This window comes from Aurantimonas manganoxydans SI85-9A1 (genome assembly GCF_000153465.1).
Lineage (GTDB): Bacteria > Pseudomonadota > Alphaproteobacteria > Rhizobiales > Rhizobiaceae > Aurantimonas > Aurantimonas manganoxydans.
The window spans coordinates 550,130-576,363 of sequence record NZ_CH672387.1; the positions used below are offsets into that span (position 1 = coordinate 550,130).

At 66.3% G+C, this 26,234-nt stretch carries 22 protein-coding genes and 1 tRNA gene; 16 read left to right on the forward strand and 7 right to left on the reverse strand.

From position 1 onward, the window contains the following. Window position 1: 1 nt before the first annotated feature. Window positions 2-991: a phytoene/squalene synthase family protein gene (locus SI859A1_RS02735; protein ID WP_009208341.1), complete on the forward strand. Its 990-nt coding sequence runs from the start codon at window positions 2-4 to the stop codon at window positions 989-991. Between the two features lie 95 nt (window positions 992-1,086). On the opposite strand, the gene SI859A1_RS02740 is transcribed toward SI859A1_RS02735, so the two are convergent. Further along, the gene (locus tag SI859A1_RS02740) at window positions 1,087-2,043 is read right to left on the reverse strand and encodes a polyprenyl synthetase family protein (RefSeq protein ID WP_009208342.1); all 957 of its coding nucleotides are present in this window, start codon (window positions 2,041-2,043) and stop codon (window positions 1,087-1,089) included. 147 nt (window positions 2,044-2,190) lie between these two features. Between SI859A1_RS02740 and fni the strand changes: the two genes are divergently transcribed. After that, window positions 2,191-3,261: a type 2 isopentenyl-diphosphate Delta-isomerase gene (gene fni, locus SI859A1_RS02745; RefSeq protein ID WP_009208343.1), complete on the forward strand. Its 1,071-nt coding sequence runs from the start codon at window positions 2,191-2,193 to the stop codon at window positions 3,259-3,261. Window positions 3,262-3,271: 10 nt separating this feature from the next. Here the strand turns inward: fni and SI859A1_RS02750 are convergent, their stop codons facing one another. After that, window positions 3,272-4,264, reverse strand: coding sequence for a LysR family transcriptional regulator (locus tag SI859A1_RS02750; RefSeq protein WP_009208344.1), 993 nt, complete (start codon window positions 4,262-4,264; stop codon window positions 3,272-3,274). A 129-nt stretch (window positions 4,265-4,393) separates the two neighbouring features. On the opposite strand from SI859A1_RS02750, the gene SI859A1_RS02755 reads away from it, so the two are divergent. The 9 genes from SI859A1_RS02755 (at window position 4,394) to SI859A1_RS02795 (ending at window position 13,888) form a co-directional block, all read left to right on the forward strand. Then, a complete protein-coding gene (locus SI859A1_RS02755) occupies window positions 4,394-5,431 on the forward strand; it encodes a class 1 fructose-bisphosphatase (RefSeq protein WP_040325103.1) in 1,038 nt (345 codons plus the stop codon). 54 nt (window positions 5,432-5,485) lie between these two features. Further along, window positions 5,486-6,361 carry a phosphoribulokinase gene (locus tag SI859A1_RS02760; RefSeq protein WP_040325104.1) on the forward strand — a complete coding sequence of 292 codons (876 nt, stop codon included), beginning with the start codon at window positions 5,486-5,488 and terminating at the stop codon, window positions 6,359-6,361. Between the two features lie 26 nt (window positions 6,362-6,387). Then, a complete protein-coding gene (gene tkt, locus SI859A1_RS02765) occupies window positions 6,388-8,388 on the forward strand; it encodes a transketolase (RefSeq protein WP_040326204.1) in 2,001 nt (666 codons plus the stop codon). Between the two features lie 34 nt (window positions 8,389-8,422). Continuing rightward, a complete protein-coding gene (fba, locus tag SI859A1_RS02770; protein ID WP_009208348.1) occupies window positions 8,423-9,505 on the forward strand; it encodes a class II fructose-bisphosphate aldolase in 1,083 nt (360 codons plus the stop codon). Window positions 9,506-9,678: 173 nt separating this feature from the next. Beyond that, the gene (locus SI859A1_RS02775) at window positions 9,679-11,139 is read left to right on the forward strand and encodes a form I ribulose bisphosphate carboxylase large subunit (RefSeq protein ID WP_009208349.1); all 1,461 of its coding nucleotides are present in this window, start codon (window positions 9,679-9,681) and stop codon (window positions 11,137-11,139) included. Window positions 11,140-11,253: 114 nt separating this feature from the next. Then, a complete protein-coding gene (locus SI859A1_RS02780; RefSeq protein WP_009208350.1) occupies window positions 11,254-11,676 on the forward strand; it encodes a ribulose bisphosphate carboxylase small subunit in 423 nt (140 codons plus the stop codon). Between the two features lie 128 nt (window positions 11,677-11,804). Further along, window positions 11,805-12,746 (forward strand): CbbX protein, encoded by a 942-nt coding sequence (gene cbbX / locus SI859A1_RS02785; protein ID WP_040325105.1) that lies wholly within the window; start codon window positions 11,805-11,807, stop codon window positions 12,744-12,746. Window positions 12,747-12,767: 21 nt separating this feature from the next. Continuing rightward, window positions 12,768-13,448, forward strand: coding sequence for a ribulose-phosphate 3-epimerase (gene rpe, locus SI859A1_RS02790; protein WP_009208352.1), 681 nt, complete (start codon window positions 12,768-12,770; stop codon window positions 13,446-13,448). 134 nt (window positions 13,449-13,582) lie between these two features. Then, the gene (locus SI859A1_RS02795; RefSeq protein ID WP_040325106.1) at window positions 13,583-13,888 is read left to right on the forward strand and encodes a hypothetical protein; all 306 of its coding nucleotides are present in this window, start codon (window positions 13,583-13,585) and stop codon (window positions 13,886-13,888) included. Between the two features lie 55 nt (window positions 13,889-13,943). Here SI859A1_RS02795 and guaB read toward each other — a convergent pair whose 3' ends face one another. Then, complete coding sequence (gene guaB, locus SI859A1_RS02800; protein WP_009208353.1) at window positions 13,944-15,449, reverse strand: IMP dehydrogenase; 1,506 nt, start codon at window positions 15,447-15,449, stop codon at window positions 13,944-13,946. A gap of 233 nt (window positions 15,450-15,682) precedes the next feature. Here guaB and SI859A1_RS02805 point away from each other — a divergent pair, with 233 nt between their 5' ends. Continuing rightward, a complete protein-coding gene (locus tag SI859A1_RS02805) occupies window positions 15,683-15,880 on the forward strand; it encodes an excalibur calcium-binding domain-containing protein (RefSeq protein WP_085931408.1) in 198 nt (65 codons plus the stop codon). Between the two features lie 66 nt (window positions 15,881-15,946). On the opposite strand, the gene SI859A1_RS02810 is transcribed toward SI859A1_RS02805, so the two are convergent. Next, window positions 15,947-16,984 carry an MBL fold metallo-hydrolase gene (locus SI859A1_RS02810; RefSeq protein ID WP_009208354.1) on the reverse strand — a complete coding sequence of 346 codons (1,038 nt, stop codon included), beginning with the start codon at window positions 16,982-16,984 and terminating at the stop codon, window positions 15,947-15,949. Between the two features lie 199 nt (window positions 16,985-17,183). Here SI859A1_RS02810 and SI859A1_RS02815 point away from each other — a divergent pair, with 199 nt between their 5' ends. After that, window positions 17,184-18,572, forward strand: coding sequence for an MFS transporter (locus SI859A1_RS02815; RefSeq protein ID WP_040325108.1), 1,389 nt, complete (start codon window positions 17,184-17,186; stop codon window positions 18,570-18,572). 51 nt (window positions 18,573-18,623) lie between these two features. Here the strand turns inward: SI859A1_RS02815 and SI859A1_RS02820 are convergent, their stop codons facing one another. Next, on the reverse strand, window positions 18,624-19,391 hold the full coding sequence (locus SI859A1_RS02820; RefSeq protein WP_009208356.1) for an RlmE family RNA methyltransferase: 768 nt from the start codon (window positions 19,389-19,391) through the stop codon (window positions 18,624-18,626). Further along, on the reverse strand, window positions 19,388-20,713 hold the full coding sequence (locus tag SI859A1_RS20675; protein WP_420804759.1) for a Ppx/GppA phosphatase family protein: 1,326 nt from the start codon (window positions 20,711-20,713) through the stop codon (window positions 19,388-19,390). The genes SI859A1_RS02820 and SI859A1_RS20675 overlap by 4 nt, the downstream gene beginning before the upstream one ends. Before the next feature lie 809 nt (window positions 20,714-21,522). Between SI859A1_RS20675 and SI859A1_RS02830 the strand changes: the two genes are divergently transcribed. Further along, window positions 21,523-21,596 (forward strand) — tRNA-Gln (locus SI859A1_RS02830). Window positions 21,597-21,742: 146 nt separating this feature from the next. Next, window positions 21,743-23,716 carry a DUF6538 domain-containing protein gene (locus SI859A1_RS21805; protein ID WP_009208358.1) on the forward strand — a complete coding sequence of 658 codons (1,974 nt, stop codon included), beginning with the start codon at window positions 21,743-21,745 and terminating at the stop codon, window positions 23,714-23,716. Between the two features lie 41 nt (window positions 23,717-23,757). Here the strand turns inward: SI859A1_RS21805 and SI859A1_RS02840 are convergent, their stop codons facing one another. Next, complete coding sequence (locus SI859A1_RS02840) at window positions 23,758-24,957, reverse strand: IS256 family transposase (protein ID WP_009207891.1); 1,200 nt, start codon at window positions 24,955-24,957, stop codon at window positions 23,758-23,760. A 757-nt stretch (window positions 24,958-25,714) separates the two neighbouring features. Between SI859A1_RS02840 and SI859A1_RS21725 the strand changes: the two genes are divergently transcribed. After that, window positions 25,715-25,945, forward strand: a complete 231-nt coding sequence (locus SI859A1_RS21725; RefSeq protein ID WP_156416174.1) for a hypothetical protein — start codon at window positions 25,715-25,717, stop codon at window positions 25,943-25,945. The last annotated feature ends 289 nt before the right edge of the window (window positions 25,946-26,234 follow it).

The following is a 26,234-nucleotide window of genomic DNA, read 5'->3' on the forward strand; positions in this document are numbered from 1 at the left end:
GATGCTAGCCTCCCAACCCATCGCCGTGCCGCTCGATCCGGCGGCGCGGGCCGATCTGGCGGCCATGGCCGAGGATACGATCGCCAAGGGCTCCAGGAGCTTCGCGGCGGCGGCCAGGCTGTTCGATGCCGAGACCCGGCGCAGCGCCATGATGCTCTATGCCTGGTGCCGGCATTGCGACGACACCATCGACGATCAGGTGCTGGGCTTTGCCCGGCGGCCGCTCGGCACGCTTTGCTCGGGAGCGGAGCGGCTGGCGCTCCTGGAGAGGGAGACGCTGGCGGCCCTGCGCGGCGAGCCGACCTCGCATCCCAGCTTTCGCGCCGTCGCCGATGTCGTCGCCCGGCACGGCCTGCCGCAGGAGCTGCTGCTGCAGCATCTTCACGGCTACCGGATGGATGTCGAGGAACGGCACTATGCGACCGTCGCCGACACGCTGACCTATTGCTACCATGTCGCCGGCGTCGTCGGCGTGATGATGAGCATGGTGATGGGGGCAAAGGACGAGACGACACTCGACCGCGCCAGCGATCTGGGCATCGCCTTCCAGCTCACCAACATCGCCCGCGACATCGTCGAGGATGCCCGGGCCGGCCGGGTCTATCTGCCGGCGGAATGGCTGGCCGACGCCGATCTGAAGCCCGGCGATCTCGCCGATCCGCGCCAGCGTCCGGTGGTGTCGCTGGTCGCCAACCGGCTGATCGACCTCGCCGAGCCCTATTACGCCTCGGCCTTCCACGGCCTGCGGGAACTGCCGCCGCGCTCGGCCTGGGCGGTCGCGACGGCGCATGGCGTCTATCGCGAGATCGGCATGCAGGTGAAGGGACTGGGCGCCAATGCCTGGGACGCCCGCGTCTCCACCGGGCGGCGGCAGAAACTCGGCCATGTCGCCCGCGGCGCAGCCAAGGCGGCGCTGGCGCGGCGTGGCGGACCGGCGGGCCGCTCCGAGGCGCTGTGGACGCGGCCCCGGCTTATGGGCCCCGCGCGCTAGGCCGGCTCATCCAGGCTGCATTGGCACAGGCCTCAGATGCAAACGAGATCGGCGCGTGCGTTCGGCTGTCTGCGTCGGCCCGGCGAACCGGATCGTCAGCGTGCGCCGGCTTCGGGTTCGCGAAATCGCGTCTCGTCGCACGTCGTGTCGGCGACGGGCCTGCCGGGCAGGGCAACGATTGCGTCGGTCAGGCGATGCAGCCGGCTCGACGCCCCGAACACCGAGGTCAGCTCGCCATGGGCGGCTTCCACATGCCGTTCGATCCGATGCTCCACCGAGGCACGACCCAGCATCGAGACGATGGTCGACTTGCCGGCATCCTTGTTGACGTCCTTGCCGATCGTCGCGGCGCTCGGGCCGCCATCCAGCAAATCGTCGAGAAGCTGGAAGGCGTGGCCGAGCTCGGTGGCAAAGCCGCGCAGATGCGCGCGGGTCGTCTCGCCGGCGCCGGCCGCGATCGCGCCGGTCTCCACGGCGGCGAGGAACAGCGCGCCGGTCTTGCGGCCGTTGGTGGCCGCGATCTCGTGGAGCGGCCGTTCGGCGCGGCCGCCGCGCAGGTCGGCGAACTGGCCACCGACGAGGCCTTCGACGCCGACGGCGCGGGTCAGCACCGTCACCGCCTCGAGTCGCGCGGCCGGCGACAGACCCTCTACCCTGGCGAGCATCTCATAGGCGCCGGACAGGATGGCGATCGCCGACAGGACAGCGACATCCTCGCCGTGGGTGACATGGGCCGCCGGTCTGCCGCGGCGCATCGTGGCATCGTCCATGCAGGGCAGATCGTCGAGGATCAGCGAGGCGGCATGCACCATCTCCACGGCGCAGCCGGCATCGACCGCCACGTCCTCGTCACCGCCGAGATCGCCCGCCGTCAGCGCCGCCATCATCGGCCGCAGGCGCTTGCCCGGGGCCAGCACGCTTTCGCGGATCGCCAGGTCGAGCCCGGTCTGGCCGGGCAGGGCGCGGGGCACCAGCACCGCCAGCCGCGCGTCGATCCTGGCGATCAGGGCGGCAGCCTCGGTCCTGAAGCCGTCGGTTTCATTGCACGTCATGCCGGGAGGGTCGCCTTCGGTTCTGGCATTTTGTCACGGGTCATTCGCTACACGTGACGTTGCAACTGATGCTAACACGATCATTGGCAAACGCGACGACCGGGGAGCGCCCGGTTTCGCAATCTGCGACGATAGGACATAGGTTACGTGAGCGTCTCGGGAGACACATCGGCCGCCGGCGACATCGCCGCCCGCAAGAGCGATCATCTCGACATCGTGCTGCATCCCTCGCTGGCGGCGCGGCGGGCCGACAGCGGCCTGTCGCAGATCGTCTTCGAACATGTCGCGCTGCCGGAGATCTCGCTGGCCGAGATCGACCTGTCGACGCAGTTTCTCGGCCGCCGGCTCGAAGCGCCGCTGTTGATCTCGTCGATGACCGGCGGGCCGGAACGGGCGGCGCGCATCAACCGCAATCTCGCCGAGGCGGCACAGGCACTCGGCATCGCCTTTGCGGTCGGCTCGCAGCGCATCGCCATCGAGGGCCGTGCTTCGGGCGGGCTCGACCGGCAGTTGCGCGATGCGGCGCCGAACGTGCCGATCCTCGCCAATGTCGGCGCGGCGCAGCTGGTGCTCGGCTACGGCCTGGCGGAGGTGCGGCGGGCCGTGGACATGATCGATGCCGACGCGCTGATCGTGCATCTCAACCCGCTGCAGGAGGCGGTGCAGTCGGGCGGCGACACGAACTGGCGCGGTGTCCTTGCGGCCATCGGCGAACTGGCGCGCCTGCTGCCGGTGCCGATCGTGGTCAAGGAAGTCGGGGCCGGCATTTCGGCGACGGTCGCGCGGCGGCTGGTCGATGCGGGCGTCCACGCCATCGACGTTGCCGGGGCCGGTGGCACGAGCTGGGCGGCCGTCGAGGCCGAGCGCTCGCCGGACCCGGCGCAGTGCGCCACGGCGCTGACCTTCTCCGACTGGGGCATCTCGACTGCCCGGGCGATCGTCGACGTGCGGGCCGCCTGTCCGCAGACTGTCGTCATCGGCTCGGGCGGCATCCGCGACGGGCTCGACGCCGCCAAGGCGATCCGCCTCGGCGCCGATCTCGCCGGCCAAGCCGCCGCCTCGCTCGGCAGCGCGGACGCCTCGCCGGAAGCCGCCGTGGCACATTTCCAGCAGGTGATCGCGCAATTGCGGATCGCCTGCTTCTGCACCGGATCGGCCGATCTGGCGGCGCTGCGGCGCGCTGCGCTGCTGTCGCCCGCCGGTCCGGGATCGCTCTGACCTGCAGGTTCTACGCGGGGGAGGACGCCCCTTCGGTCTCGCCTGTTGTTTGGGATGAAGCCGCATCGCCGGCGTCGGCGGGATAGAGCCGGTCGAGCAGCGGCAAATAGCTGGCGCCGCGCTGCATCAGGAAATTCTTGAAGGCGATGTCGGCGGGTGCCGGTATGCGCTCCTTGCGGCTGACGGCGAACCATTGCCGGCGGATCGGCATGTGCGACACGTCGAGGATCGCCAGCCGGCCGGTCTCCACCTCGAAGGCGATGGTGTGGGCCGAGATGAAGGCGATGCCGAGCCCGGCCATGACCGCCTGCTTGATCGTCTCGTTGGAGCCCATCTCGGCCGTGCGCGTCTCCAGCGCGTCGGGATGGTCGCCGAAGAAGATCGCCAGTGCCGCGCGCGTGCCTGAGCCGGGCTCGCGGATGATGATGGTTTCTTCGAGCAGGCGCTCGCGGGTGATCTCGCGGGCGGCGGCCAGCGGATGGTCGGGCGGCGCGATCATCACCAGAGGGTGGTCGCCGAACACCGTCGCCTCCACCGGGAACTCGACCGGCGGGCGTCCCATCAGGGCGATGTCCAGCCGGTAGGTGCGCAATTGCTCGATGATCTCCAGCCGGTTGCCGACGATCAGCCGGATCTCGATGTCGGGATAGTCGCGCCGAAAGGCGGCGATCAGCCGGGGCGCGAAATATTTCGCCGTGGAGACGACGCCGAGCCGGATGGTGCCCGACCTCACGCCCTTGATCGCCTGGATCTCGTCGGCGAGTGCGCGCAGGGTCGTCTCGATGGCGTTGGCCGCGCCCAGCACTGCGGCGCCGGCCGCGGTGAGACGCATGCCGTCATTCGTGCGGTCGAACAGCGCGAGGCCGAAATCGTCCTCCAGCTGCTTGACCTGCAGGGTGACGGCCGGCGGAGTCAGGCCCAACTGGCGCGCAGCCGCGGCGATGGTACGGTGCTCGTTGATCGCCTGGATCGATCGCAACTGGCGTAGTGTCAGCGTTCGCATGGCCTCTTCTAAAAGAACTTACTGATGCCGTAAAGAGAATGAATTTTACTTATACGCTCGCAGAATCCACCATCCACCCATAGACGAGTGGACGGAGCCGAAGCGCTCGACGCCACTCAGGAGGAATGCATGTCATCGTCTCTCGACGCACATCTGGGATCCGAATGCGGGTCCGATCCGATCGGCCGGCAGGTCGCCGATACCATTCGCCAGCTGTGCGCCGCCTCGATCAAGCTTCGCAACACGATCATTTCGGGGGGCGTCGAAGCCCGGTCCGGCGGCGGCGACACCAATGCCGGAGGCGACGTGCAGAAGCCCCTCGACATCGTCGCGGACCAGATGTTTCTCGATGCCGCCAAGGCCTCGGCGATCGCCGTCTACGGCTCGGAGGAGCAGGACGCCGCGGTGATGATCGACCCGGCCGCGCCGCTGGCGCTGGCGATCGACCCGCTGGACGGCTCGTCCAACATCGACACCAATGTCTCGATCGGCACGATCTTCTCGCTGCTGCCGGTGGGCGAGGAGCATCGCTCCGATCCGACCAGCGCGCTGTTGCAGCCGGGCAACCGGCAGCTTGCCGCCGGCTTCTTCATCTACGGGCCACAGCTCCTGCTGGTGCTGTCGGTCGGCAAGGGAACGCGGGTGTTCCTGTTCTCGCCGAGCTTCGGCGGCTTCGTCGAGCATATCGGCTCGGTGGCGATCCCCGAAGAGACCAGCGAGTTCGCTACCAATGCCGCGAACTACCGCCACTGGGACCCGCAGATCCGCAGCTATATCGACGATTGCCTAGCCGGCGAGGAAGGCCCGCGCGAGCGCAATTTCAACATGCGCTGGATCGCCTCGATGGTGGCCGACTGCTACCGCATCTTCGTGCGCGGCGGCATCTTCCTGTATCTGGGCGACGGCCGGAAGGGCTACACCGAGGGGCGCCTGCGCCTCGTCTACGAGGCCAACCCGGTCGCCTTCTGCGTCGAGCAGGCCGGCGGCGCCGCCACCGACGGGTCGTCGCGCATTCTCGACATCGTGCCGCGTGACCTGCATGCCCGCACGCCGCTGGTCTTCGGCTCGAAGCACGAGGTCGACCGCGTCGCCCGCTACGTGGCCGATCCGTCGGCGCTGACCGATCGCTCGCCGCTGTTCGGCAAACGCAGCCTGTTCAGGACCTAGGCAGGAGGAATGGCCCGGCGCGAGGGAGCGTGTCGGGCCGGGGGAGGACATCGCATGTCGACCAAGCATCCGATCATCGCGATCACCGGCTCGTCCGGAGCGGGCACGACGTCGGTCAAGAACATCTTCGACCATATCTTCCGCCGCGAGCACGTCAAGGCGGCCTATATCGAGGGGGACGCGTTCCATCGCTACGACCGCCAGGCGATGAAGGAGAAGATGGCCGAGGAGGAGCGGAACGGAAACCGCAACTTCTCCCATTTCAGCCCGGAGGCGAACATCCTCGACAGGCTGCAGGAGGTGTTCTCGGAGTTCGGCCGGAAGGGCCGCGGGCAGACCCGGCACTACATTCACGACGAGGCGGAAGCGAAGATCTACGGCAGCGCGCCGGGCACCTTTTCTGAGTGGAGTTCGCTCGGCGAGGAGTCCGACCTACTTTTCTACGAGGGCCTGCATGGCTGCGTGAAGACCGATACAGTCGATCTCGCGCCGCTGGCCGACCTGAAGATCGGCGTGGTGCCGGTCATCAATCTGGAGTGGATCCAGAAGATCCACCGGGACAAGGCCAGCCGGGGCTATTCGACGGATGCGGTGATGGACGTCATCCTGCGTCGGATGCCCGACTATGTGAAATATATCTGCCCGCAATTCGCGCGGACCGATATCAACTTTCAACGGGTGCCCATCGTCGATACATCCGATCCGTTCATCGCTCGCTGGATTCCGACGGCCGACGAGTCGATGATCGTCATCCGCTTCGCCAACCCGCGCGGGATAGACTTTCCGTATCTGCTCTCGATGATCCACGGCAGTTTCATGTCCCGCGCCAACTCCATCGTCGCGCCTGGAAACAAGCTCGACATCGCCATGCAACTGATCCTGACGCCGCTGATCCTGCAGCTGATGGAACGCCGCCGACGGGCCTCCTGAGGCCTTCGACGAAAGGAATGCCAATCATGTCTTCGACCGCGAAACCATCGCCCGAAACCACCGACCGCAATCCCCGCGACATGGCCAATGCCATCCGCGCCCTCGCCATGGACGCCGTGCAGCGGGCGAAGTCCGGTCATCCCGGCATGCCGATGGGCATGGCCGACGTCGCCACCGTCCTGTTCCAGAAGTTCATCAACATCGACCCGTCGCGCCCCGACTGGCCCGACCGCGACCGCTTCGTCCTGTCGGCCGGCCACGGCTCGATGCTGCTCTACGCGCTGCACCATCTGGTCGGCTATGCCGACATGGACATCGAGCAGCTGAAGAATTTCCGCCAGCTCGGCAGCCGCACCGCCGGCCATCCCGAATACGGCCACGCGCTGGGCATCGAGACGACCACCGGGCCGCTCGGCCAGGGCCTGTCCACCGCCGTCGGCATGGCGCTCGCCGAGCGCATGATGCACGCCCGCTTCGGCGGTGATCTCGTCGACCACTACACCTACACCATCGTCGGCGATGGCTGCCTGATGGAGGGCATCAGCCACGAGGCCATCGATCTGGCCGGCACGCTGAAGCTGTCCAAGCTCGTGGTCCTGTGGGACGACAACGGCATCTCCATCGACGGCAAGGTCGACATCGCCACCGCCACCGACCAGGTCGCCCGCTTCAAGGCGGCCGGCTGGAACACCTGGGCCGTTGACGGCCACGACGCGGACGCCGTCGAAGCAGCGATTGCCGAGGCCCGCAAGAGCGACAAGCCGGCCTTCATCGCCTGCAAGACGATCATCGGCTACGGCGCGCCCAATCGCGGCGGCACCGCCAAGGCCCATGGCGAAGCGCTGGGCGACGAGGAGATCGCGCTGGCCCGCGAGCAGCTGGTCTGGAAGTCCGAACCGTTCGAACTGCCCGAAGCAGTCGTCAAGGGCTGGCGCGAGGTCGGCATCCGCGGCCGCGAGGCCCGCGAGACCTGGGAGAAGCGGCTGGCGTCGAGCGCCGAACGCGAGCGCTTCCAGTCCGCCGTCGCCACGACGTTGCCGTCGGGTCTCGCCGGCGAGCTCGCCTCCTTCCGGCAGGCCCTGTCGGCCGACGCGCCGAAGGTCGCCACCCGCAAGGCGTCCGAGATGGCGCTGGAGGTTATCAACCGGGTCACCGACATGACCATTGGCGGTTCGGCCGATCTGACCGGCTCCAACAACACCCTGACCAAGGGCATGCAGTCGATCACCCCGGACGACTTCTCCGGTCGCTACATCCATTACGGCGTGCGCGAGCATGGCATGGCCGCGGCGATGAACGGCCTGGCCCTGCATGGCGGCTTCGTGCCCTATGGCGGCACGTTCCTGGTCTTCGCCGACTATGCCCGCGGGGCGATCCGCCTGTCGGCACTGATGGGGCTGCGTGTCGTCTACGTGCTGACCCACGATTCCATCGGCCTTGGCGAGGACGGCCCGACCCATCAGCCGATCGAGCATCTGGCGATGCTGCGGGCGACGCCGAACCTTCTGGTGTTCCGTCCGGCCGACGCGATCGAGACCGCCGAGTGCTGGGAAATCGCGCTGACCGAGCGCCATCGTCCGTCGGTGCTCGCGCTGACCCGCCAGGGCCTGCCGACGGTGCGTGCCGGCGATGTCGGCGAAAACCGCTCGGCCCGCGGCGGCTACGTCCTGAAGGAGGCCGACGGCCCGCGCGACGTAACCATCATGGCCACCGGCTCGGAAGTCGAGATCGCGCTCGCCGCGGCCAAGTCGCTGGCCGAATCCGGGAAGCAGGCGGCGGTGCTGTCGATGCCCTGCCTCGATCTCTTCGAGGAGCAGGACGAGGCCTACCGCAAGTCGGTCCTCGGCACGGCGCCGCGCATCGCCATCGAGGCAGCGGCCCGGCTCGGCTGGGATCGCTGGATCGGCGAGAATGGCCGCTTCATCGGCATGACCGGCTTCGGCGCCTCGGCACCCGCGCCGCAGCTCTACGAGAAGTTCGGCATCACGCCGCAGGCCGTGGTCGATGCGGCGCTGGAGATCGCGTGATGGCACCGGACCGGTTCAGGAGGGACATCTAGACATGGCAAAGATCACACTTCGCCAGCTTCTCGATCATGCCGCCGAGAACGGCTACGGCGTGCCTGCCTTCAACATCAACAACATGGAGCAGGGTCTGGCGATCATGGAGGCGGCCGCGAAAAGCGACGCCCCCGTCATCATGCAGGCGTCGCGCGGCGCCCGGTCCTACGCCAAGGACATCATGCTGGAAAAGATGATGGAGGCCCTGGTGGAGATGTTCCCGGAGATCCCGGTCTGCATCCATCAGGACCATGGCAATGACGAGCAGACCTGCCTGACGGCGATCCGCCACGGCTTCACCTCGGTAATGATGGACGGCTCGCTCGAGGCCGACATGAAGACGCCGGCCTCCTACGAGTACAACGTGGCGATCACCGAGCGGGTGACGCGCATGGCGCACTGGGTCGGCGCCTCGGTCGAGGGCGAGCTCGGCGTCCTCGGTTCGCTGGAAAGCGGCGAGGGCGAGAAGGAAGACGGCCACGGCTTCGAGGGCAAGCTGTCGGAAGACCAGCTGCTCACCGATCCGGACCAGGCGGTGGACTTCGTGCGGCAGACCCATGTGGACGCCCTGGCGATCGCCATGGGCACCTCGCATGGTGCCTACAAGTTCACCCGCAAGCCGGACGGCGACATCCTCGCGATGAACATCATCGAGGAGATTCACGCCAAGCTGCCGAACACGCATCTCGTCATGCACGGCTCCTCCTCGGTACCGGAAGAGCTGCAGGCCATCATCAACCAGTATGGCGGCCGCATGCGCGAGACCTACGGCGTGCCGGTGGACGAGATCGTGCGCGGCATCAAGCACGGCGTGCGCAAGGTCAACATCGACACCGACTGCCGGATGGCGATGACCGGGCAGTTCCGCAAGGTGGCCATGGAGAAGCCGGAGGAGTTCGATCCGCGCAAGTTCATGATCCCCGCCATGGACGCGCTCAAGACCCTCTGCCTCGACCGTTACGAGCGCTTCGGCTGTGCCGGCCAGGCCTCGAAGATCCGCGTATTGTCGCTCGACGCGATGGCCGCCCGCTATGCCGGCGGCGAACTCGACCCGCGCATCGAAGCGCACGCCGTCGCCGCCTGAGGCCAGCTCCAGCCCGGCCGGTCGCCTGACCGGCCGGCCCCCGCGGCACCGAAACTGACAGAATTGCCTGAATGGACGGCGCGAACCCCTTTCGCGCCGAAGGGAGACGCTTGTCCGAAATTCGCCGGAAACGGCGCTGCGGACGCAACCGGGATCAACGAAGGAGGACCGTCATGGATCAGGGCTCGCAGACCATCAAGGGCAAGGACCGCTACAAGTCAGGTGTCATGGAATACCGCAAGATGGGCTATTGGGAGCCCGACTACGAACCCAAGGAGACGGACGTCATCGCCTGTTTCCGGATCACGCCCCAGGACGGCGTCGATCCGATCGAGGCGGCGGCGGCGGTGGCCGGCGAATCCTCCACCGCGACATGGACCGTCGTGTGGACCGACCGGCTGACGGCGGCCGAGAAGTACCGGGCCAAGGCCTACCGGGTCGATCAGGTGCCGAACACCGACGACCAGTATTTCGCCTATATCGCCTACGACCTCGACCTGTTCGAGAACGGCTCGATCGCCAATCTGACGGCGTCGATCATCGGCAATGTCTTCGGCTTCAAGCCGCTGAAGGGCCTGCGGCTGGAGGACATGCGCCTGCCGACCGCCTATGTGAAGACCTTCCAGGGGCCGGCGACCGGCATCGTCGTCGAGCGCGAACGCCTCGACAAGTTCGGCCGGCCGCTGCTCGGCGCGACGGTGAAGCCCAAGCTCGGCCTGTCGGGCCGCAATTACGGCCGCGTCGTCTACGAGGCGCTGAAGGGCGGGCTCGACTTCACCAAGGACGACGAGAACATCAACTCGCAGCCCTTCATGGATTGGCGCGAGCGGTTTCTCTACTGCATGGAGGCGGTGAACAAGGCCCAGGCCGCCACCGGCGAGATCAAGGGAACCTATCTCAACGTCACCGCCGCCACCATGGAGGACATGTACGAGCGCGCCGAGTTCGCCAGGGACCTGGGCTCCAACATCATCATGATCGACCTCGTCATCGGCTGGACCGCCATGCAGTCCATGGCCAAATGGGCGCGGCGCAACAACATGATCCTGCATCTGCACCGGGCGGGCCACTCGACCTATACCCGCCAGAAGACCCACGGCGTGTCGTTCCGGGTGATCGCCAAATGGGCGCGGCTGGCCGGTGTCGACCACATCCATGCCGGCACGGTCGTCGGCAAGCTGGAGGGCGATCCGGCGACGACCAAGGGCTATTACGACATCTGCCGCGACGAGTTCACCCACCGGAAGCTCGAGAACGGCATCTTCTTCGACCAGCCCTGGGCTTCGCTGAACAAGATGATGCCGGTGGCCTCGGGCGGCATCCATGCCGGCCAGATGCACCAACTCCTTGATCTTCTCGGCGAGGACACCGTGCTGCAGTTCGGCGGCGGCACGATCGGCCATCCCATGGGCATCGCCGCCGGCGCGACCGCCAACCGGGTGGCGCTGGAATGCATGGTTCTTGCCCGCAACGAGGGCCGGGACATCGTCAATGAGGGACCGGAGATCCTGCAGGAGGCGGCAAGGAGCTGCACGCCGCTGCAGCAGGCGCTCGAGACGTGGAAGGACGTGACCTTCAACTACACCTCGACCGATTCCCCCGACTACGCGGTGACGGCGACGGCCTCGGCCTGATCCATCCCGCGTCAGGACGGGGCGAGCCTCCCAACGCCCCGTCCTCCCCATCGATCGAACCCGGCCGGCGCTGCTTGCAAAGGCTGGCGCCGCAACCTGAAGAGGATATCGACCATGCGCATCACCCAAGGGGCATTCTCGTTTCTGCCCGACCTCACCGACACGCAGATCACCGCACAGATCCAGTACTGCCTCGACAATGGCTGGGCGGTGAATCTGGAGCACACCGACGACCCGCATCCGCGCAATACCTACTGGGACATGTGGGGCCACCCGATGTTCGACATCGCCGATGCGGCCGGCGTGATGATGGAGTTGTCCGAGTGCCGCAAGGTCCATGGCGAACGCTACATCCGCATGTCGGCCTTCGATTCCACGGCCGGCTGGGAGTCGGTGAAGCTGTCCTTCATCGTCAACCGGCCGGCGAACGAGCCGGGCTTCCGGCTGCGCCGCTCGGAAATGGAAGGCCGCACTATTCGCTACACGACGGAATCCTACGCCACCGACAAGCCGGAGGGCGAACGCTACGCCGAGTAGCCGTCGGTTGAGCCGCTCCCTCTCCCGGCGGGGAGAGAGGGGATACGGGCAGAGCAGCACACGGGGAGGGCGGCTTCGCCCGCCCTTCCAGCCTGTGGCCGCTGCATGATGGATTGAGGAGCAGGACGATGGATGCAGAACCCGAAACCCAGGACGCGCCGGGCGAGGACACGCCCGCGGCCATCGATCTTCGGCAGGAATATCGCGATGCCGGGGTGGCGGATGTTCTGGACGAACTCGACCGCGAACTGATCGGTCTGGCGCCGGTCAAGAAGCGCATTCGCGAGACGGCCGCGCTGCTGCTCGTCGAGCGGGCCCGCAAGCGTCTGGGGCTGGCTCACGACACGCCGACGCTGCACATGAGCTTCACCGGCAATCCCGGCACCGGCAAGACCACGGTGGCGATGAAGATGGCGAACCTCCTCCATCGGCTGGGTTACATCCGCAAGGGCCATCTGGTGTCGGTGACCCGCGACGATCTGGTCGGCCAGTATATCGGCCACACGGCGCCGAAGACCCGCGACATCCTGAAGAAGGCGATGGGCGGCGTCCTGTTCATCGACGAGGCCTATTACCTCTACCGTCCGGAGAACGAGCGCGATTACGGCCAGGAGGCAATCGAGATCCTGCTGCAGGTGATGGAGAACCAGCGCGACGACCTCGTGGTGATCCTCGCCGGCTATGCCGACCGGATGGACACCTTCTTCGCAAGCAATCCCGGCTTCCGGTCGCGCATCGCCCACCACATCGACTTTCCGGACTATTCCGACGACGAATTGCTGGAGATCTCGGTCGGCATGCTGGAGCGCCAGAACTACCATCTGACCGGGGACGCGAAGGCCGTTCTCACCCGCTACATCGCGCGGCGCCGGGCGCAGCCGCATTTCGCCAATGCCCGCTCGATCCGCAACGCCCTCGACCGGGCGCGGCTGCGCCAGGCCAACCGATTGTTCGAACTGGATGGCGGGCCCTTGAACGCCGAGGCGCTTTCGCGCATCGAAGCAGCCGACATCGCCGCCAGCCGCGTCTTTGCCGGTGCGGACGCGGACCCGGCCTCAGCGCCGGGCTGACAGAACAGGTAGGAGACTGAAATGGCCAAGCCCGTCATCATCGCACCCTCGATCCTCTCGGCCGATTTCGCGCGCCTTGGCGAGGAGGTGGCGGCCGTCGATCAGGCCGGGGCGGACTGGATCCATCTCGACGTCATGGACGGGCATTTCGTGCCGAACATCACCTTCGGCCCGCCGGTCATCAAGGCGGTGCGCGGCGCCTCGCAGAAGATCTTCGATTGCCATCTGATGATCGAGCCCTGCGATTCGTATCTGGAAGCCTTCGCCGAGGCCGGCTGCGACTACATCACCGTCCATGCCGAGGCGACGAAGCATCTCGACCGGTCGCTCCAGGCGATCCGCAATCTCGGCAAGAAGGCCGGCGTCTCGCTCAACCCGTCGACCCCTGAGGACGTCATCGCCTATGTGCTCGACCGGCTCGACCTGGTGTTGCTGATGACCGTCAATCCGGGCTTCGGCGGCCAGGCCTTCATTCCTTCAGTCGTGGAAAAGGTGCGGCGGGTGAAGGCGATGATCGGCGACCGCGACATCCATATCGAGATCGACGGCGGCGTGACGCCGGAGACCGCGCCGCTGGTGGTCGAGGCGGGCGCCAACGTGCTGGTCGCCGGATCGGCTGTGTTCAAGGGCGGCACGCCCGAGCATTACCGTGCCAATATCGCGGCGATCCGCGCTGCGGGGACCGAAGCCGTCGCAGCCTGAGCGGACGGCGAGCGGAGCGAGATGCTCCGACTGCGGGCGTCCTTAGCCGGACAGTGATTTCCGCGTGACCAGCAAGGGAACTGACAGGAATATTCTCTCGTTCCGTCCTTGGCTATATCCGGGATGGAGAGTTGATGATGCTTGTTCAGAAGCTGAGAAACGGAACCGGGCGGACGCGGCACCTCGACAATCTCGTCGATGTGACCGAAATCCTGCAGGTCGATATCGCCAGGCGAGAGATCACTGTGCGCGATGCTGACGGCCCGCGGATCGTGCCGGTGCGCGAGAGCTTCTTCATGCGCTCGATCCCGCGGCGGGGCGACGTCCTGGTTGCCTATGCCGACGGCCATCTGTCCCATGCGCGGACCTGGCCGAAGCCGATCGCCAATTCGAACCTGGTGCCGCCGGTGCGGCAGACCGAGCGGGTCGCACGGGTCTGACCCCCGGACCGCTGTAGCGCTTCCCGCCATAAGCAGGAAGCGCCGACTTCTCTTCTCAGACCAGCTGGCCCGGATAGTTCGGGCTCTCGCGGGTGATGGTCACGTCATGGGCGTGGCTCTCGCGCAGGCCCGCATTGGAGATGCGCACGAAGCGCGCATCGCGCCGGAAATCCTCCAGCGTCGAAGCCCCGACATAGCCCATAGCCGCCCGCAGGCCGCCAGTCAGCTGATGCAGCACCGCCGCGACCTGTCCCTTGTAGGCAACCTGTCCCTCGATGCCCTCGGGCACCAGCTTCAGCGTGTCGCGCACTTCCGCCTGGAAGTAGCGATCGGCCGAACCGCGCGCCATCGCACCCACCGAGCCCATGCCGCGATAGGCTTTGTAGGAGCGGCCCTGGTGCAGGTAGATCTCGCCGGGGCTCTCGTCGGTGCCGGCCAGCAGCGAGCCGATCATCGCGGCCGACGCACCGGCGGCCAGCGCCTTGGCCAGATCGCCAGAGAACTTGATGCCGCCATCGGCGATGACCGGGATGCCCGCCTTGTTGGCCTCCTCGGCGGCGCCCATGATGGCCGAGAGCTGCGGCATGCCGACGCCGGCGACGATGCGGGTGGTGCAGATCGAGCCGGGGCCGATGCCGACCTTGACGCCGTCGGCGCCCGCGTCGATCAGCGCCTTGGTGCCGTCCGGGGTCGCCACGTTGCCGGCGAGGATCTGGACCTCGTTGGACATGCGCTTCACCCGCGCGACGGCGTCCAGCACCTTCTGGGAATGGCCATGCGCGGTGTCGATGACGAGCAGGTCGATGCCGGCGTCGATCAGCCGCTCGGCGCGCTCGAAGCCGTCGTCGCCGACGCTGGTGGCGGCCGCCGCGAGCAACCGGCCATGGGCGTCCTTCGAGGCACTCGGATTGAGCTGCGACTTCTCGATGTCCTTGACGGTGATCAGCCCGATGCAATGGTGCTGGTCGTCGACGACCAGCAGCTTCTCGATGCGGTGATGGTGCAGGAGCCGCTTGGCCTCGTCCTGATCGACATTGTCGCGGACCGTGATCAGCTTTTCCTTGGTCATCAGCTCGTGGATCGGCTGGCGATCGTCGGAGGCGAAGCGCACGTCGCGATTGGTCAGGATGCCGACCAGCCTGCCGCGGTTCTGGCCGCCCGAACCGCCATTCTCGACAACCGGAATGCCGGAGATGTTGTGCTGCGTCATCAGCGCGCGGGCGTCGCCCAGCGTCGCGTTCGGGCCAATGGTCACCGGATTGACCACCATGCCGCTTTCGAATTTCTTGACCTGGCGGACCTCCTCGGCCTGCTCGACCGGCGTGAGATTGCGGTGGATGACGCCGATGCCGCCGGCCTGCGCCATCGCAATGGCCAGCCGCGCCTCGGTGACCGTGTCCATCGCCGCCGACAGGATCGGGATGTTGAGCTTCAGCGTGCGGGTGATCGCCGTGCGCACGTCGACCTGGCCCGGCATGACTTCCGAATGCCCCGGCTGCAGCAGGACGTCGTCGAAAGTCAGTGCTGTGCCGCCGGTTGCGGTGTCGATGATGCGGGCCATGCCAGTCCTCTTGAACGATGCGTCCGCCGGCAGGAGCGCGAGTCGGCGGGAGAAGGATTGGCAAGGGCTGCTAGCACGCCATCATGACATTGGAAAGCGGGCCCGACATTCGGCGCCCCCGACCGCTTGACGCGGTGTGCCGGCTTTGGGAGATGGTCGTAAGGACAGCTTAGGAACGGTATCTTCCAGACATGACCATCGGACAATTCCGCGCATTGGGGCTGGCGGCCCTTATGACCCTGGCGCTCGGCGCCGAAGCACATGCCGCCACTTGCAAGAGTTATCGGAGCTGCCGCGAGGCCGTCATCGCATGGTGCGCGGGCCGGCATCCGCGGGCCGACGGGGACAATGACGGCATCCCTTGTGAAAATGTCTGCCGGTCGCGTGCCGATGTCGTGGCGATCATGGCCGAGATCGGCTGTTCGCGCTGATTCTGAGCATTAAGGGCGTGGCGGAGCCGATGGCTCCGCCACGGTCTGAAAACGCAGGATTGCCGATCAGGCGTCCGCGTCAACATCCAGCTGGTAGGTTTCCGGAATGAACCGGTAGCCGCCGCCGTCCAGCTTTTCGGCATAGCCGATGGCCGGGAAGGGTATGTGGTAGCCAATGAACGGAATGCGTTCCTCGGCGATCCGGTCGAAGACACGCTTGCGGGTTGCGGCCGCCGCGTCCTTGTCCTGGTCGAACTTGACCTCCCAGTCCGGCTTCTGCAGCGAAGCGACGAAATGGTTGGCGGTGTCGGCGGTCAGCCACAGGCGGCGGCCACCGGAGGCGACCTCGAAGATCAGGTGGCCGGGGGTGTGACCGAAGGCCTCCATGGCGGTGATGCCGGACACCACCTCGTCCCCTTCGGCGACGAAGGTCATCTTGTCCTTCAGCGGCACGACCATCTGTTCGACCAGCTTGGCGCCGCCGGCGCGGTCGCCGTTCCTGGCCTCGTCCGACGTCCACCAGTCGAACTCGGTCTGGCCGGCGACATAGCGGGCATTGCGGAAGGTCGGCTCGCCGCCGGTCATCAGGCCCTGGATATGGTCGCCGTGGAAATGCGTGAGGACCACGATGGTGACGTCGTCGGGGCCGTAGCCGGCTTCGGCCATCCGCTCGACCAGCTTGCCGAAACCGTTCTCCTTGCCGGATTCGCCGAAGCCGGTGTCGAACAGGACGAGATTGTCGTCGAGTTCGACGAGCACCGGGGTAAAGCCGTTCACGAACTGGGTCTCGGGCAGGTAGTTCGCCCGCATCAGCTCGGCCATCGCCTCCTGGCTCTGGTCGGCGCCGAAGGTCGGGTAGGGGCCTTCGCCCGGCCGCAGCCCGTCGAGGATCGTGGTGATGCGGGCATCGCCGAGTTCGATCCGGTGCCAGCCCGGCGACGGCATCCGCGCCCGTTCACTCGCAGCCTCGGCGGCCGTTGACTGGTCCTGAGCATGTGCGGAACGGGTGTGCAGGAGACCGGTCATGGCCGCACCACCGGCGGCAGCCAGACTGAGCGCCGTGCGACGGCTGAAAATGGATCGTCCGGTGGTCTTCTTGCTCATGGAAACCTCGTGTCGGCCTGTCGATGATCGGGGCGAATATCGTTGCGATACGGCAAGTGGCACGGGCAGCCCCTTGGGCAAGCAACTGCACGGACTGTTTACAGGGAAAGCCGCGCAGGCCTCCCCTTTTCCCGGGTTTCGGCCTATGTCCCACATCAGCTTACCTAAGCTCGCCTTACCGCCTATCCGAGGACCGCAGTTGAACCGCATCGTTCCGGTCGTGCTCGCCGTCGCGCTGTTCATGGAGAACATGGACTCGACGGTCATCGCGACCTCGCTTCCGGCCATCGCCGCAGACATCGGCACGAGCCCGATCGCGCTCAAGCTCGCCCTAACGAGCTATTACGTGTCGCTGGCGGTCTTCATCCCCATCTCCGGGCGGATCGCCGATCACTGGGGGCCAAAGCTCGTCTTCCGGCTGGCCATTGCGGTGTTCGTCGTCGGCTCGTTGGCCTGCGCCATGGCGGATTCGCTGGGCGCCTTCGTGGTTGCCCGCTTCCTGCAGGGCATGGGCGGCGCGATGATGACGCCGGTCGGGCGGCTGCTGCTGGTGCGGGCTGTGCCGAAATCCGACCTCGTCGGCGCCATGGCCTGGTTCACCATCCCCGCGTTGATGGGGCCGCTGATCGGCCCGCCGGTGGGCGGCGCCATCGCCACCTATGCCGACTGGCGCTGGATCTTCCTGATCAACCTGCCGATCGGCGTCGTCGGGATCTGGCTGGCCGGGCGATTCCTGCCCAGGGTCGACCGGGTCGCGGGCGTGCATTTCGATTGGCCGGGTTTTCTCCTGTCGGGCTTTGCCTGCGCCGGCATCGTTTTCGGCCTGTCGGTGGTGTCGCTGCCGGCGCTGCCGCCGGCCTTCGGTGTCGCCATGGCGCTCGCCGGCGCGGTCGCGGCGGGCCTGTTCGTGCGCCATGCGCGCCGCATCGACCAGCCGGTGCTGCGGCTGTCGCTGCTGCGGATCACCACGCTGCGCGCGGCCGTCACCGGCGGGGCGCTGTTCCGCATCGGCTCGGGGGCCGTGCCATTCCTCCTGCCGCTGATGCTGCAGCTCGGCTTCGGCTATACGCCGCTGGAATCGGGACTGGTGACCTGCGTCGCTATCGGCGGCGCCATGGCCATGAAGCTCCTGGCCAAGCCGATCCTGCAGCGCTTCGGCTTCCGCACCACGCTGGTCGTGACGACCATCGTCGGTGGTGCGCTGACGGCGGCCCTCGGCCTTTACCGGCCCGACATATCGCTTGCCGTGCTGATCCCGCTGCTGCTCGTCGGCGGGTTCTTCCGCTCGCTGTTCTTCACTTCGATCAACGCGCTGGCCTTTGCCGACGTGCCGCGCGAATCGACGGGCGATGCCACGGCGATGATGGGCGCGCTGCAGCAGGTGGCGATCGCCACGGGCGTCGCGCTGGCCGGCGCGGTGCTGGAGGTCGGCATGGTGATGTCAGGCCGCGACCTGGCTGCGCCAATGGACTTCTCCGCCGCCTTTTTCGTGGTCGGGCTGGTCACCATGTCGGCGGCCTTCGCCTTCATCCCGATGGGCCGCGAGGCCGGCAGCGAGGTTTCGGGCCGCCGCGTTCCTGCCGAGTAGGGCGGCGCGGCTCCCGATGCGTCTGGCGAAAGCCGTATCCAGGGCCCCGCGTCAGCCGAGCGGGCCGGCCTCCTCATCGGCCTGGTCATGGACCCGGGGATCCTCGACCTCGTCTTGCAGGTTTTCGACTTCGGCGCGTTTGCCCTTGAAGCTCTTGGCGAGGATGTAGAGCTCCACGGAGCCCTCGCGGGAGGCAGGCGGCTTGACGTGATGGACGCTGACGAAATGCCGCTTCAGCAGCGTCAACAATTCGCGCTCGGTCCCGCCCTGGAAGGTCTTGGCAAGGAAATGCCCACCCGGCTTCAGGGTGCGGATGGCGAAGTCGGCGGCAACGTCACAGAGATGCATGGTCCGGATATGATCGGTCGGACGATGGCCGGTGGTCGGCGCGGCCAGATCCGACAGGACGATGTCCGGCGCCTCGCCGAGGGTTTCCATCAGCTTGTCGGGCGCCGCATCGTCGAGGAAGTCCATGAGCAGGATCGTCGCCCCGGCGACGGGTTCGACCGTCAGGTAGTCGATGCCGACGACCCGCACGTCCGCGGCCGTCGAGCCGGTGCGATCGACGGCGACCTGGCACCAGCCGCCGGGCGCCGCGCCCAGATCGACGATCCGGTGGCCGGGCTTCAGCAGCTTGTAGCGGTCGTCCATCTCGATCAGCTTGTAGGCCGCGCGCGAGCGGTAGCCGTCGGCCTTGGCGCGCCGGACATAGGGATCGTTGAGCTGGCGCTCGAGCCAGCGCCGCGACGAGAGCTTGAGCCCGCGCTTCTTCTTGACCTTGACGGTCATGCCTCGACTGTCGCTGCGTCCGCCGCTCATGTCCCGGTATTCCTTGTCGGATCCCTGCGGCGCCAGACGCCATCAGCGACCATCATTTCCATCAGTAGGCCCTCGCGCAGGCCGCGATCGGCTACGCGCAGGGTGGGGGCCGGCCAGACCCTGCGGATCGCCTGCAGGATCGCGCAGCCCGCCAGTACCAGATCGGCGCGATCGCTGCCGATGCAAGGGTTGGCGATGCGTTCCTCGAAGCTCCAGCCGGCAATGCGGGCGACCAACTCGTCGGCTTCCAGATCCGTCAGCCAGAGGCCGTCGACCTGGCGCCGGTCGTAACGCTCCAGCTTCAGATGCACGCCGGCCAGCGTCGTGACGGTGCCGGAGGTGCCCAGGAGATGGAAGCGGTCCGTGCCGACCATCGCGCCGAGCTTGTCGCGGCCCTTGAAGCCGCGGATCATCTCGACGGTTTCCTGGATCATCGCCTCGAAGATCTCGGGCGTCACGTCGCGGCCGCCATGGCGCTCGGCCAGGGTCACCACGCCGACCGGCAGCGAGGTCCAGGCGACGATCTGCTTCGACAGCCGACGGGTGTCGCGGCCGCGCAGGTCGAGCAGCGCGATCTCCGACGAGCCGCCGCCGATGTCGAACAGCACCGCGCCGCGGGCCGAGCGCTCGATCAGCGATCCGCAGCCCGACACGGCCAGCCGCGCTTCGGTCTCGCGCGAGACGATCTCCAGTTCCAGCCCGGTCTCGCGCGCCACCTGCTCGATGAATTCGGCACCGTTCGCCGCGGCGCGGCAGGCTTCCGTCGCGATCAGGCGGCAGCGCACGACATCGCGCGCCGACAGTTTCTGGGCGCAGATCGCCAGCGCCGCGATCGCCCGGTCCATGGCGCCGCGCGACAGGCTGCCGGTGCGGCTGAGACCTTCGCCGAGGCGCACGATGCGCGAGAAGGCGTCGATCACCCGGAACTGCCCGGGCCGGGTGGGAATGGCGATCAGCAGCCGGCAATTGTTGGTGCCGAGATCGAGGGCCGCATAGACCGGCGCCCGCCGCACGGGCTGCGGCATCGGCGCGGCAGGCACCGAAGGCGCCGCATGGTCGTTCGCCGCGGGGCGGGGGGCGGGTTGGCCGAGCGGCGCGGGTGGCGAGCCGGCATCCGCATGGGCCGGCGCGGCCGGTCCGCTGGACCCGGCAAAGCGCCGCGACCGGCGCCGGCGCGGTTTCCGCCCCGGCTTCGGCCGAGCCGGCGCATCCGCCGGCGCCTCGTTCGCGGCGGTGTCCGCAGGCGCGTCGACGCTCGCAGCTGGTTGCGCCGCGGCGTTCTTGCCAGTCTTGCGCCGCCGCCGGCGCTTGCGCTTGGTCAGCGGCGCGCCGTCGACCGTTGCGGGCGTCGCAGAATCAGCCCGCGCGCCCGTCGGCGTCGCATCGGCGGATGCTCCGCGAGGAGCGGCTTCATCCTTGCGGACGTGCGACGACGACGACTCGCTCGACGCGGTTTCGCCGGACGCGGAGACGCCTTGCCCGGACGCGGCCTGTTGGCCGGGGCGAGCTCGTTCCTGTCGCTGATCGTGCCGTCCGGAGCCGGACTGGCCGCGCGATCCCCTCTCGCCCGGCCCATTGGCGTTGCCGGATTCAGGGGCAGGGCGGTCGTTCAGGGTGTCCGCCGTCCCGCGCTCATGCCCCTGCCGGCCTCCATCGTCCGATGCAGAAGCTAAATCGACCGCGTTCCGCGCCGGGCGGTCGGTACCGCCGGGTGCCTGCGCCGACGAATGCACCGCCGTGCGGCGTTCCGGACCCGTCGCGGCGTCGGGCGAGGGCGTCTCGGCATGCGGACGATAGGCCGGGGCTCTGGGCCTTCCGGCTGGAATCAACGATGGACGGTTTCTCCCACCGATTTCATGGTCACTCACACTGTCTCTCCGGCGCCGCGCTCGAACGGGCAACGCCTCAGGTTGCTTGGTTAAGGCGAGTGTACCAAGCCGGGGGTGAGGTGCAAGGGCAGGCGAAAAACGGGGTGAGGATTGCCACGGGAAGCCCGGGAGCCCGGCATCCGGAAGGCCGCCGAACGCGCGCATGACGCCGGATGCGAAATTTTCGCCGACAAAGGGTTCACAGCCGCCCCTCACATGAGTATATGGAGGCCGTCACGCCGCGGCGACGCTCGGCTGACCGTTGGGGAATAGGTTAACGGTAGACCCACGGACTCTGACTCCGTTAGTCCTGGTTCGAATCCAGGTTCCCCAGCCAGTCTATCTCAAGTCATTGTAATCGTTATTGTTTTCAGCCACTGAGAATCCTCTCGGTGCCATCTGCGTGCTTTGGGCCCAAACCTGTAGCCCAGAGGTGATGCCCATGCGGCCGATCCCGGGCTCCAAGCTCAAGGGATCCGGGCAGTGGCGACTCGGCATGACATCAGCAATCTCGAACGACGCGGCCACACCTTCTATTGGCGTGCCAGGGTCCCGACGCGTTTCCGGCAGGTGCCGCGGCAGGCTCGACTGTCCTTCTCGCTTCGGTTGTCCGACCACCACAAAGCGGCCTACATGGCGCGGCGGCTGAACACGCTGCTTGCCGACCTGACCGTGAGACCTGCCGCCGCGATGACCACCAAGGACCAGCTCGACCAGCTCTTCCGCGCCGAGATCGAGCGCATGAGCGCGCATCTCGAGGACATCGCCTTCGCGGTCCGACGCAGCGGCGGCGTCGACGATGTGCGGGAGATGGAAGCCGATATCGAGGTTGGCTGGGCTTACCGCCTGATCCAACTCTACGGTACGGCGCGGCCACTCACCTTCGATGCGGAATGTCCCGCGCGGGCTTTGCTGTTGCGCCACGGCATTCCGGAACCGCACGTCAGGGTGATCGCCGAAACCTTTTGGGCAGAGCAGAAGGCGGCGCGAGACGTCGTCTTCGATCGGGACGTGCGACAGCAGATGGCAGATGTCGGGCTCAACCCGACCCTTGCCAATCGCGAGCGAGCGAAGATGGAGCTGTTCCGTGCCAAGGCCGACGCCCTTCTGAACGTCGCCGAACGCTGGCCAATGATTGACCGTCGGCAAAATGCGCTGGTCGCCACGACGCTGCCGGAAAACGAGCGCGCTGAACTGGTGTTCTCAACCTCTGCCGAACCGATCGCTGACTCCGTCCCGCCCACCGGATCTGAAGACGCGCCTGCGACGCCGCCCGCGGCCACTCCGGCCATCGCTCCTGACCTCGAGGTTCCTACGGAAGAACGCTCCCCTGAGGCGTCGCAACCGGCCGAAGTGCCGACGCCGATGGCTTCCCCGGAAATCATTTCCGAAGAGGCTCTGGATGCCTCGAACGTCGCGCCGATGGGGCGCATCCTCATTCTTGCCGACTTCGAGCGCGCCTACGATGAACTCTACAAGAACAACCGCCAGAACTGGACTCCGGCCACCGCGAGCGATGTGAGGACGTTAGCACGGATGTTCCGCGACATTCTGGAGGAGCATGGCGTCGCGCATTCCGGCGAAATCCGCCAACACCACGTAGCAGCACTCCGCCAGCATCTGAACCTCATTCCAACGCGCTACGGCCAGAGCGCGCGTCAGCGCGCGATGAAGCCGGCGGCACTTCGGACCTTCGCTGCCGAGGAAAACGCACGGGCCGAACGGCTGGGCCGGCCACCGATCCCGGTCGGCTTGTCGGCAGCAACGATCAGAAAGCATCTGGGCAACCTCGATACATTCCTCACCCACCTCCAGGCGAGCGGTTACGTCGTAGCGGACTGGTCGTTCAAGGGCCTTCGCCCGAAAAAGCCGAAGCTGGGAGCGCTACGTCTGAAGCAGGTAAAGCCGACGCCTGAACAGGTCCGACCGATCTTCGACCTTCCGGTCTTCACCGGCTGCCGAGATGCGATGAACCGGGGCATTCCCGGCGACGCGGTTTTCCACTCCGGGGTCTACTTCCTGCCAATGATGCTGGCTTATCTGGGAGCGCGCCGCTTCGAATTTGCCGGATTGGGAACGGAGGATGTGCTCGACACGCCAAACGGCCCGGCCATTCACATCCGGGAGAACGCGATCCGCGGTATCAAGAATGCACAGTCAGATCGTATCCTGCCGGTGCCGTCCGAGGTGCTACGCCTCGGATTTCTCGACTATGTCGGGGCGATCCGCCGACTCGGATACCAAGAGCTCTTCCCCGAGCTCTTCTCGCCATTGCTGAAGATCAATGATCCCGGGGACCGATTCTACAAGGACTTCATTCCACTCGTGAAGGCCTCACCGCACTTCACGGACAACCTCTGGAACCGATCCATCCATGCGCTCCGTCATGGATTTTCCGACACAATGAAACAGGCTGGCGTCGATACCGCTGTGATAGTGTCCCACCATGTGGTGTAGCTGACGGCGATGGCCGTGCGGTTCCGGCCAAGCCGGATTGATCAGCGTGCCACGGCTGGCAGGCTAACGAACGGATCATCGCTCAGGGGAGCGACGGATTCCAGTGTCATGTACCTGGCCCGCTGAACCGCCCACTCATCATTTTGCTCGAGCAGCAGCGCGCCGACGAGGCGCTGGATGGCCTCATCGTTGGGAAAGATGCCGACGACGTCGGTGCGCCGCTTGATCTCGCCGTTCAGCCGCTCGATCGGATTCGTGCTGTGCAATTTGGCCCGATGCTCCCTAGGGAAGGTCATGTAGGCCAGCACGTCGGGCTCGGCCTCGTCGAGGATGGCAGCGAGCTTCGGCACCTTTGGCCGGATCTGGTCGGCGACGGAGCGCCATTGCTGGCTGGCGGCCTCTGGCGTCTCTTGGGCAAAGGCGGTGGCGATGAAGGCGGAGACGACACGACGGCCGCTCTTGCCAGCATGGGCCAGGACGTTGCGCATGAAGTGCACGCGGCAGCGCTGCCATGTCGCCGTTAGCACCTTGGTGACCGCGGCTTTGATGCCCTCGTGAGCGTCGGACACGACGAGCTTCACGCCGCGAAGGCCGCGTCGGGTCAGCTTTCTCAGGAACTCGGTCCAGATCGGCTCGGCTTCCGAGGTGCCGATCTCCATGCCGAGAACCTCACGCCGGCCATCGGCGTTGACGCCGACGGCGATGATCACGGCAACCGAGACGATGCGGCCGCCGCGGCGGACCTTGAGGTAGGTGGCGTCGATCCAGAGATAGGGCCAGTCGCCTTCGATCGGCCGCTCCAGAAAGGCTTTTACCTTGCCGTCGATCTCTTCACACAGCCTCGACACCTGGCTCTTGGAGATGCCGGTCATGCCCATCGCCTTGACCAGGTCGTCGACCGAGCGCGTCGAGATGCCCTGGACATAGGCCTCTTGAATGACGGCCGTCAGGGCCTTCTCGGCCATGCGCCGCGGCTCCAGAAAGCCGGGAAAGTAGCTGCCCCTGCGCAGCTTTGGGATGCGCAACTCGACTGTGCCGGCTCTCGTCTGCCAGTCCCTGTCGCGGTAGCCATTGCGCTGGGCGAGGCGCTCGGCACTCTTCTCGCCATAGCCGGCGCCAGTCGCGGCACCGACCTCCAGTTCCATCAGCCGCTCGGCGGCAAAGCCGATCATCTCGCGCAGCAGATCGGCATCAGGGGTCTTCTCCAGAAGGCTGCGCAGGCCCATCATGTCATTGGTCATCAGGGGATCTCCGGTTGCAGTTAGGTCTCGCAACCCAAGCCTAACCGGAAACCGCTGGTGACCACCGCGCCGCCAATCTCGTCCTACAGCGCGATGAAAGGCGCGGACGAGATTGGCGACGCTATCGCCGAGCTACACCACCTATGGGGACACGACCTTGACTGGTGTGAAAGGTCGAGGAGGGCGATGCGTCGACGGAAGGCACGGCGGGCGTGCATACCGCCTGTCGATGGAAGGCAAGAAGGAGGGTCAGAACGCCTACCTGACCTCCCGTTCGGAATGCTCGCCCTCATCGCCCATGAGCGTGGTCTTCTGGTCGACCAGTCGGCTGTCGACACGATCGTCTATATCGACTGCCGATGACGACGTTGCAGCCGCCTCGATTGACTCTCCGTAAAACTCGGCGCGTAGCTGTGAGTTCGCGCTGAGGGACTGAACATGACGGCTCATGATTTTATCGAGTGGCTAGATATGATGTGGTTTTCCGACGATGAAGCCGCTCGACGTTTGTCCATTACGGTGTCGGACGTGACTGAGTTCAAATGCGAAGGCACCAGCCGAACTGTCGGGCTCGCCTGTGCAGCGATCGCCGTTGGGGTGCCGTCGTGGACCACGAAGCGTAGATCCAAGGCAGAGGTCGCTGCTTAGATCCGGGATCTTATAGACTGGTCCTCCTGACGGACGGCTGCCTCCCGTACTGGAATGAATGGAAACTCGCGGCTTTCTACCATCATCCTGCGCGCAAAGGTTTCCTTCGATGAAAACTGCACGAGCGACGGTATTTCGAAAATACGGCATCCACGAAATTGACGAAATGCGCAAATCTCTGGAAATTATGCTCAATCGCGAAGGCGTCCGCGACCCTATCTTGCTCGAAGAGCGGCTCCGAACATATATTCTCGCCGGGATCGACCCAAAGGATATGGCCTCGTGCGCTCTATCAACGACAGCATTGATGGATGCAGACGCCGCGTGTCGACGCCAGTAGATACTTATGAAAATCCCGGCCATCCAACAGCCACCGATGAGCCTTCGTGCTTTGCCATTCAATGGAATGCCTCCGGAATCGCCGGCATGAGAACTTTAGCACCTCGCGAAGCTTTCTGAACCTTGGCTAAACGACCTGTTCATACTGACCTTATGCGCGCTCGACTAACCGGACATCAGCAGCGCGAGGTATTCCCCGCGCAATTTGATGCATTCTTATCACTGCCTGCTCTCTGGGCTCATTCTTCCGAGAGAGAAGGCCGCATTCGAAGACCTGGCACCAAGGCTTC

Excerpts from the sequence above, each read along its gene's own strand:
- SI859A1_RS02840 (WP_009207891.1), bottom strand. The coding sequence starts at position 24,957 with ATGACCAATGACATGATGGGCCTGCGCAGCCTTCTGGAGAAGACCCCT.
- SI859A1_RS21725 (WP_156416174.1), top strand. The coding sequence starts at position 25,715 with ATGAAAACTGCACGAGCGACGGTATTTCGAAAATACGGCATCCACGAA.
- tkt (WP_040326204.1), top strand. The coding sequence starts at position 6,388 with ATGTCTTCGACCGCGAAACCATCGCCCGAAACCACCGACCGCAATCCC.
- SI859A1_RS02750 (WP_009208344.1), bottom strand. The coding sequence starts at position 4,264 with ATGCGAACGCTGACACTACGCCAGTTGCGATCGATCCAGGCGATCAAC.
- rpe (WP_009208352.1), top strand. The coding sequence starts at position 12,768 with ATGGCCAAGCCCGTCATCATCGCACCCTCGATCCTCTCGGCCGATTTC.
- SI859A1_RS02735 (WP_009208341.1), top strand. The coding sequence starts at position 2 with ATGCTAGCCTCCCAACCCATCGCCGTGCCGCTCGATCCGGCGGCGCGG.
- SI859A1_RS02740 (WP_009208342.1), bottom strand. The coding sequence starts at position 2,043 with ATGACGTGCAATGAAACCGACGGCTTCAGGACCGAGGCTGCCGCCCTG.
- guaB (WP_009208353.1), bottom strand. The coding sequence starts at position 15,449 with ATGGCCCGCATCATCGACACCGCAACCGGCGGCACAGCACTGACTTTC.
- SI859A1_RS02755 (WP_040325103.1), top strand. The coding sequence starts at position 4,394 with ATGTCATCGTCTCTCGACGCACATCTGGGATCCGAATGCGGGTCCGAT.
- SI859A1_RS02760 (WP_040325104.1), top strand. The coding sequence starts at position 5,486 with ATGTCGACCAAGCATCCGATCATCGCGATCACCGGCTCGTCCGGAGCG.
- SI859A1_RS02810 (WP_009208354.1), bottom strand. The coding sequence starts at position 16,984 with ATGAGCAAGAAGACCACCGGACGATCCATTTTCAGCCGTCGCACGGCG.
- cbbX (WP_040325105.1), top strand. The coding sequence starts at position 11,805 with ATGGATGCAGAACCCGAAACCCAGGACGCGCCGGGCGAGGACACGCCC.
- SI859A1_RS02775 (WP_009208349.1), top strand. The coding sequence starts at position 9,679 with ATGGATCAGGGCTCGCAGACCATCAAGGGCAAGGACCGCTACAAGTCA.
- SI859A1_RS02805 (WP_085931408.1), top strand. The coding sequence starts at position 15,683 with ATGACCCTGGCGCTCGGCGCCGAAGCACATGCCGCCACTTGCAAGAGT.
- SI859A1_RS02820 (WP_009208356.1), bottom strand. The coding sequence starts at position 19,391 with ATGAGCGGCGGACGCAGCGACAGTCGAGGCATGACCGTCAAGGTCAAG.
- fba (WP_009208348.1), top strand. The coding sequence starts at position 8,423 with ATGGCAAAGATCACACTTCGCCAGCTTCTCGATCATGCCGCCGAGAAC.
- SI859A1_RS02780 (WP_009208350.1), top strand. The coding sequence starts at position 11,254 with ATGCGCATCACCCAAGGGGCATTCTCGTTTCTGCCCGACCTCACCGAC.
- SI859A1_RS02795 (WP_040325106.1), top strand. The coding sequence starts at position 13,583 with ATGATGCTTGTTCAGAAGCTGAGAAACGGAACCGGGCGGACGCGGCAC.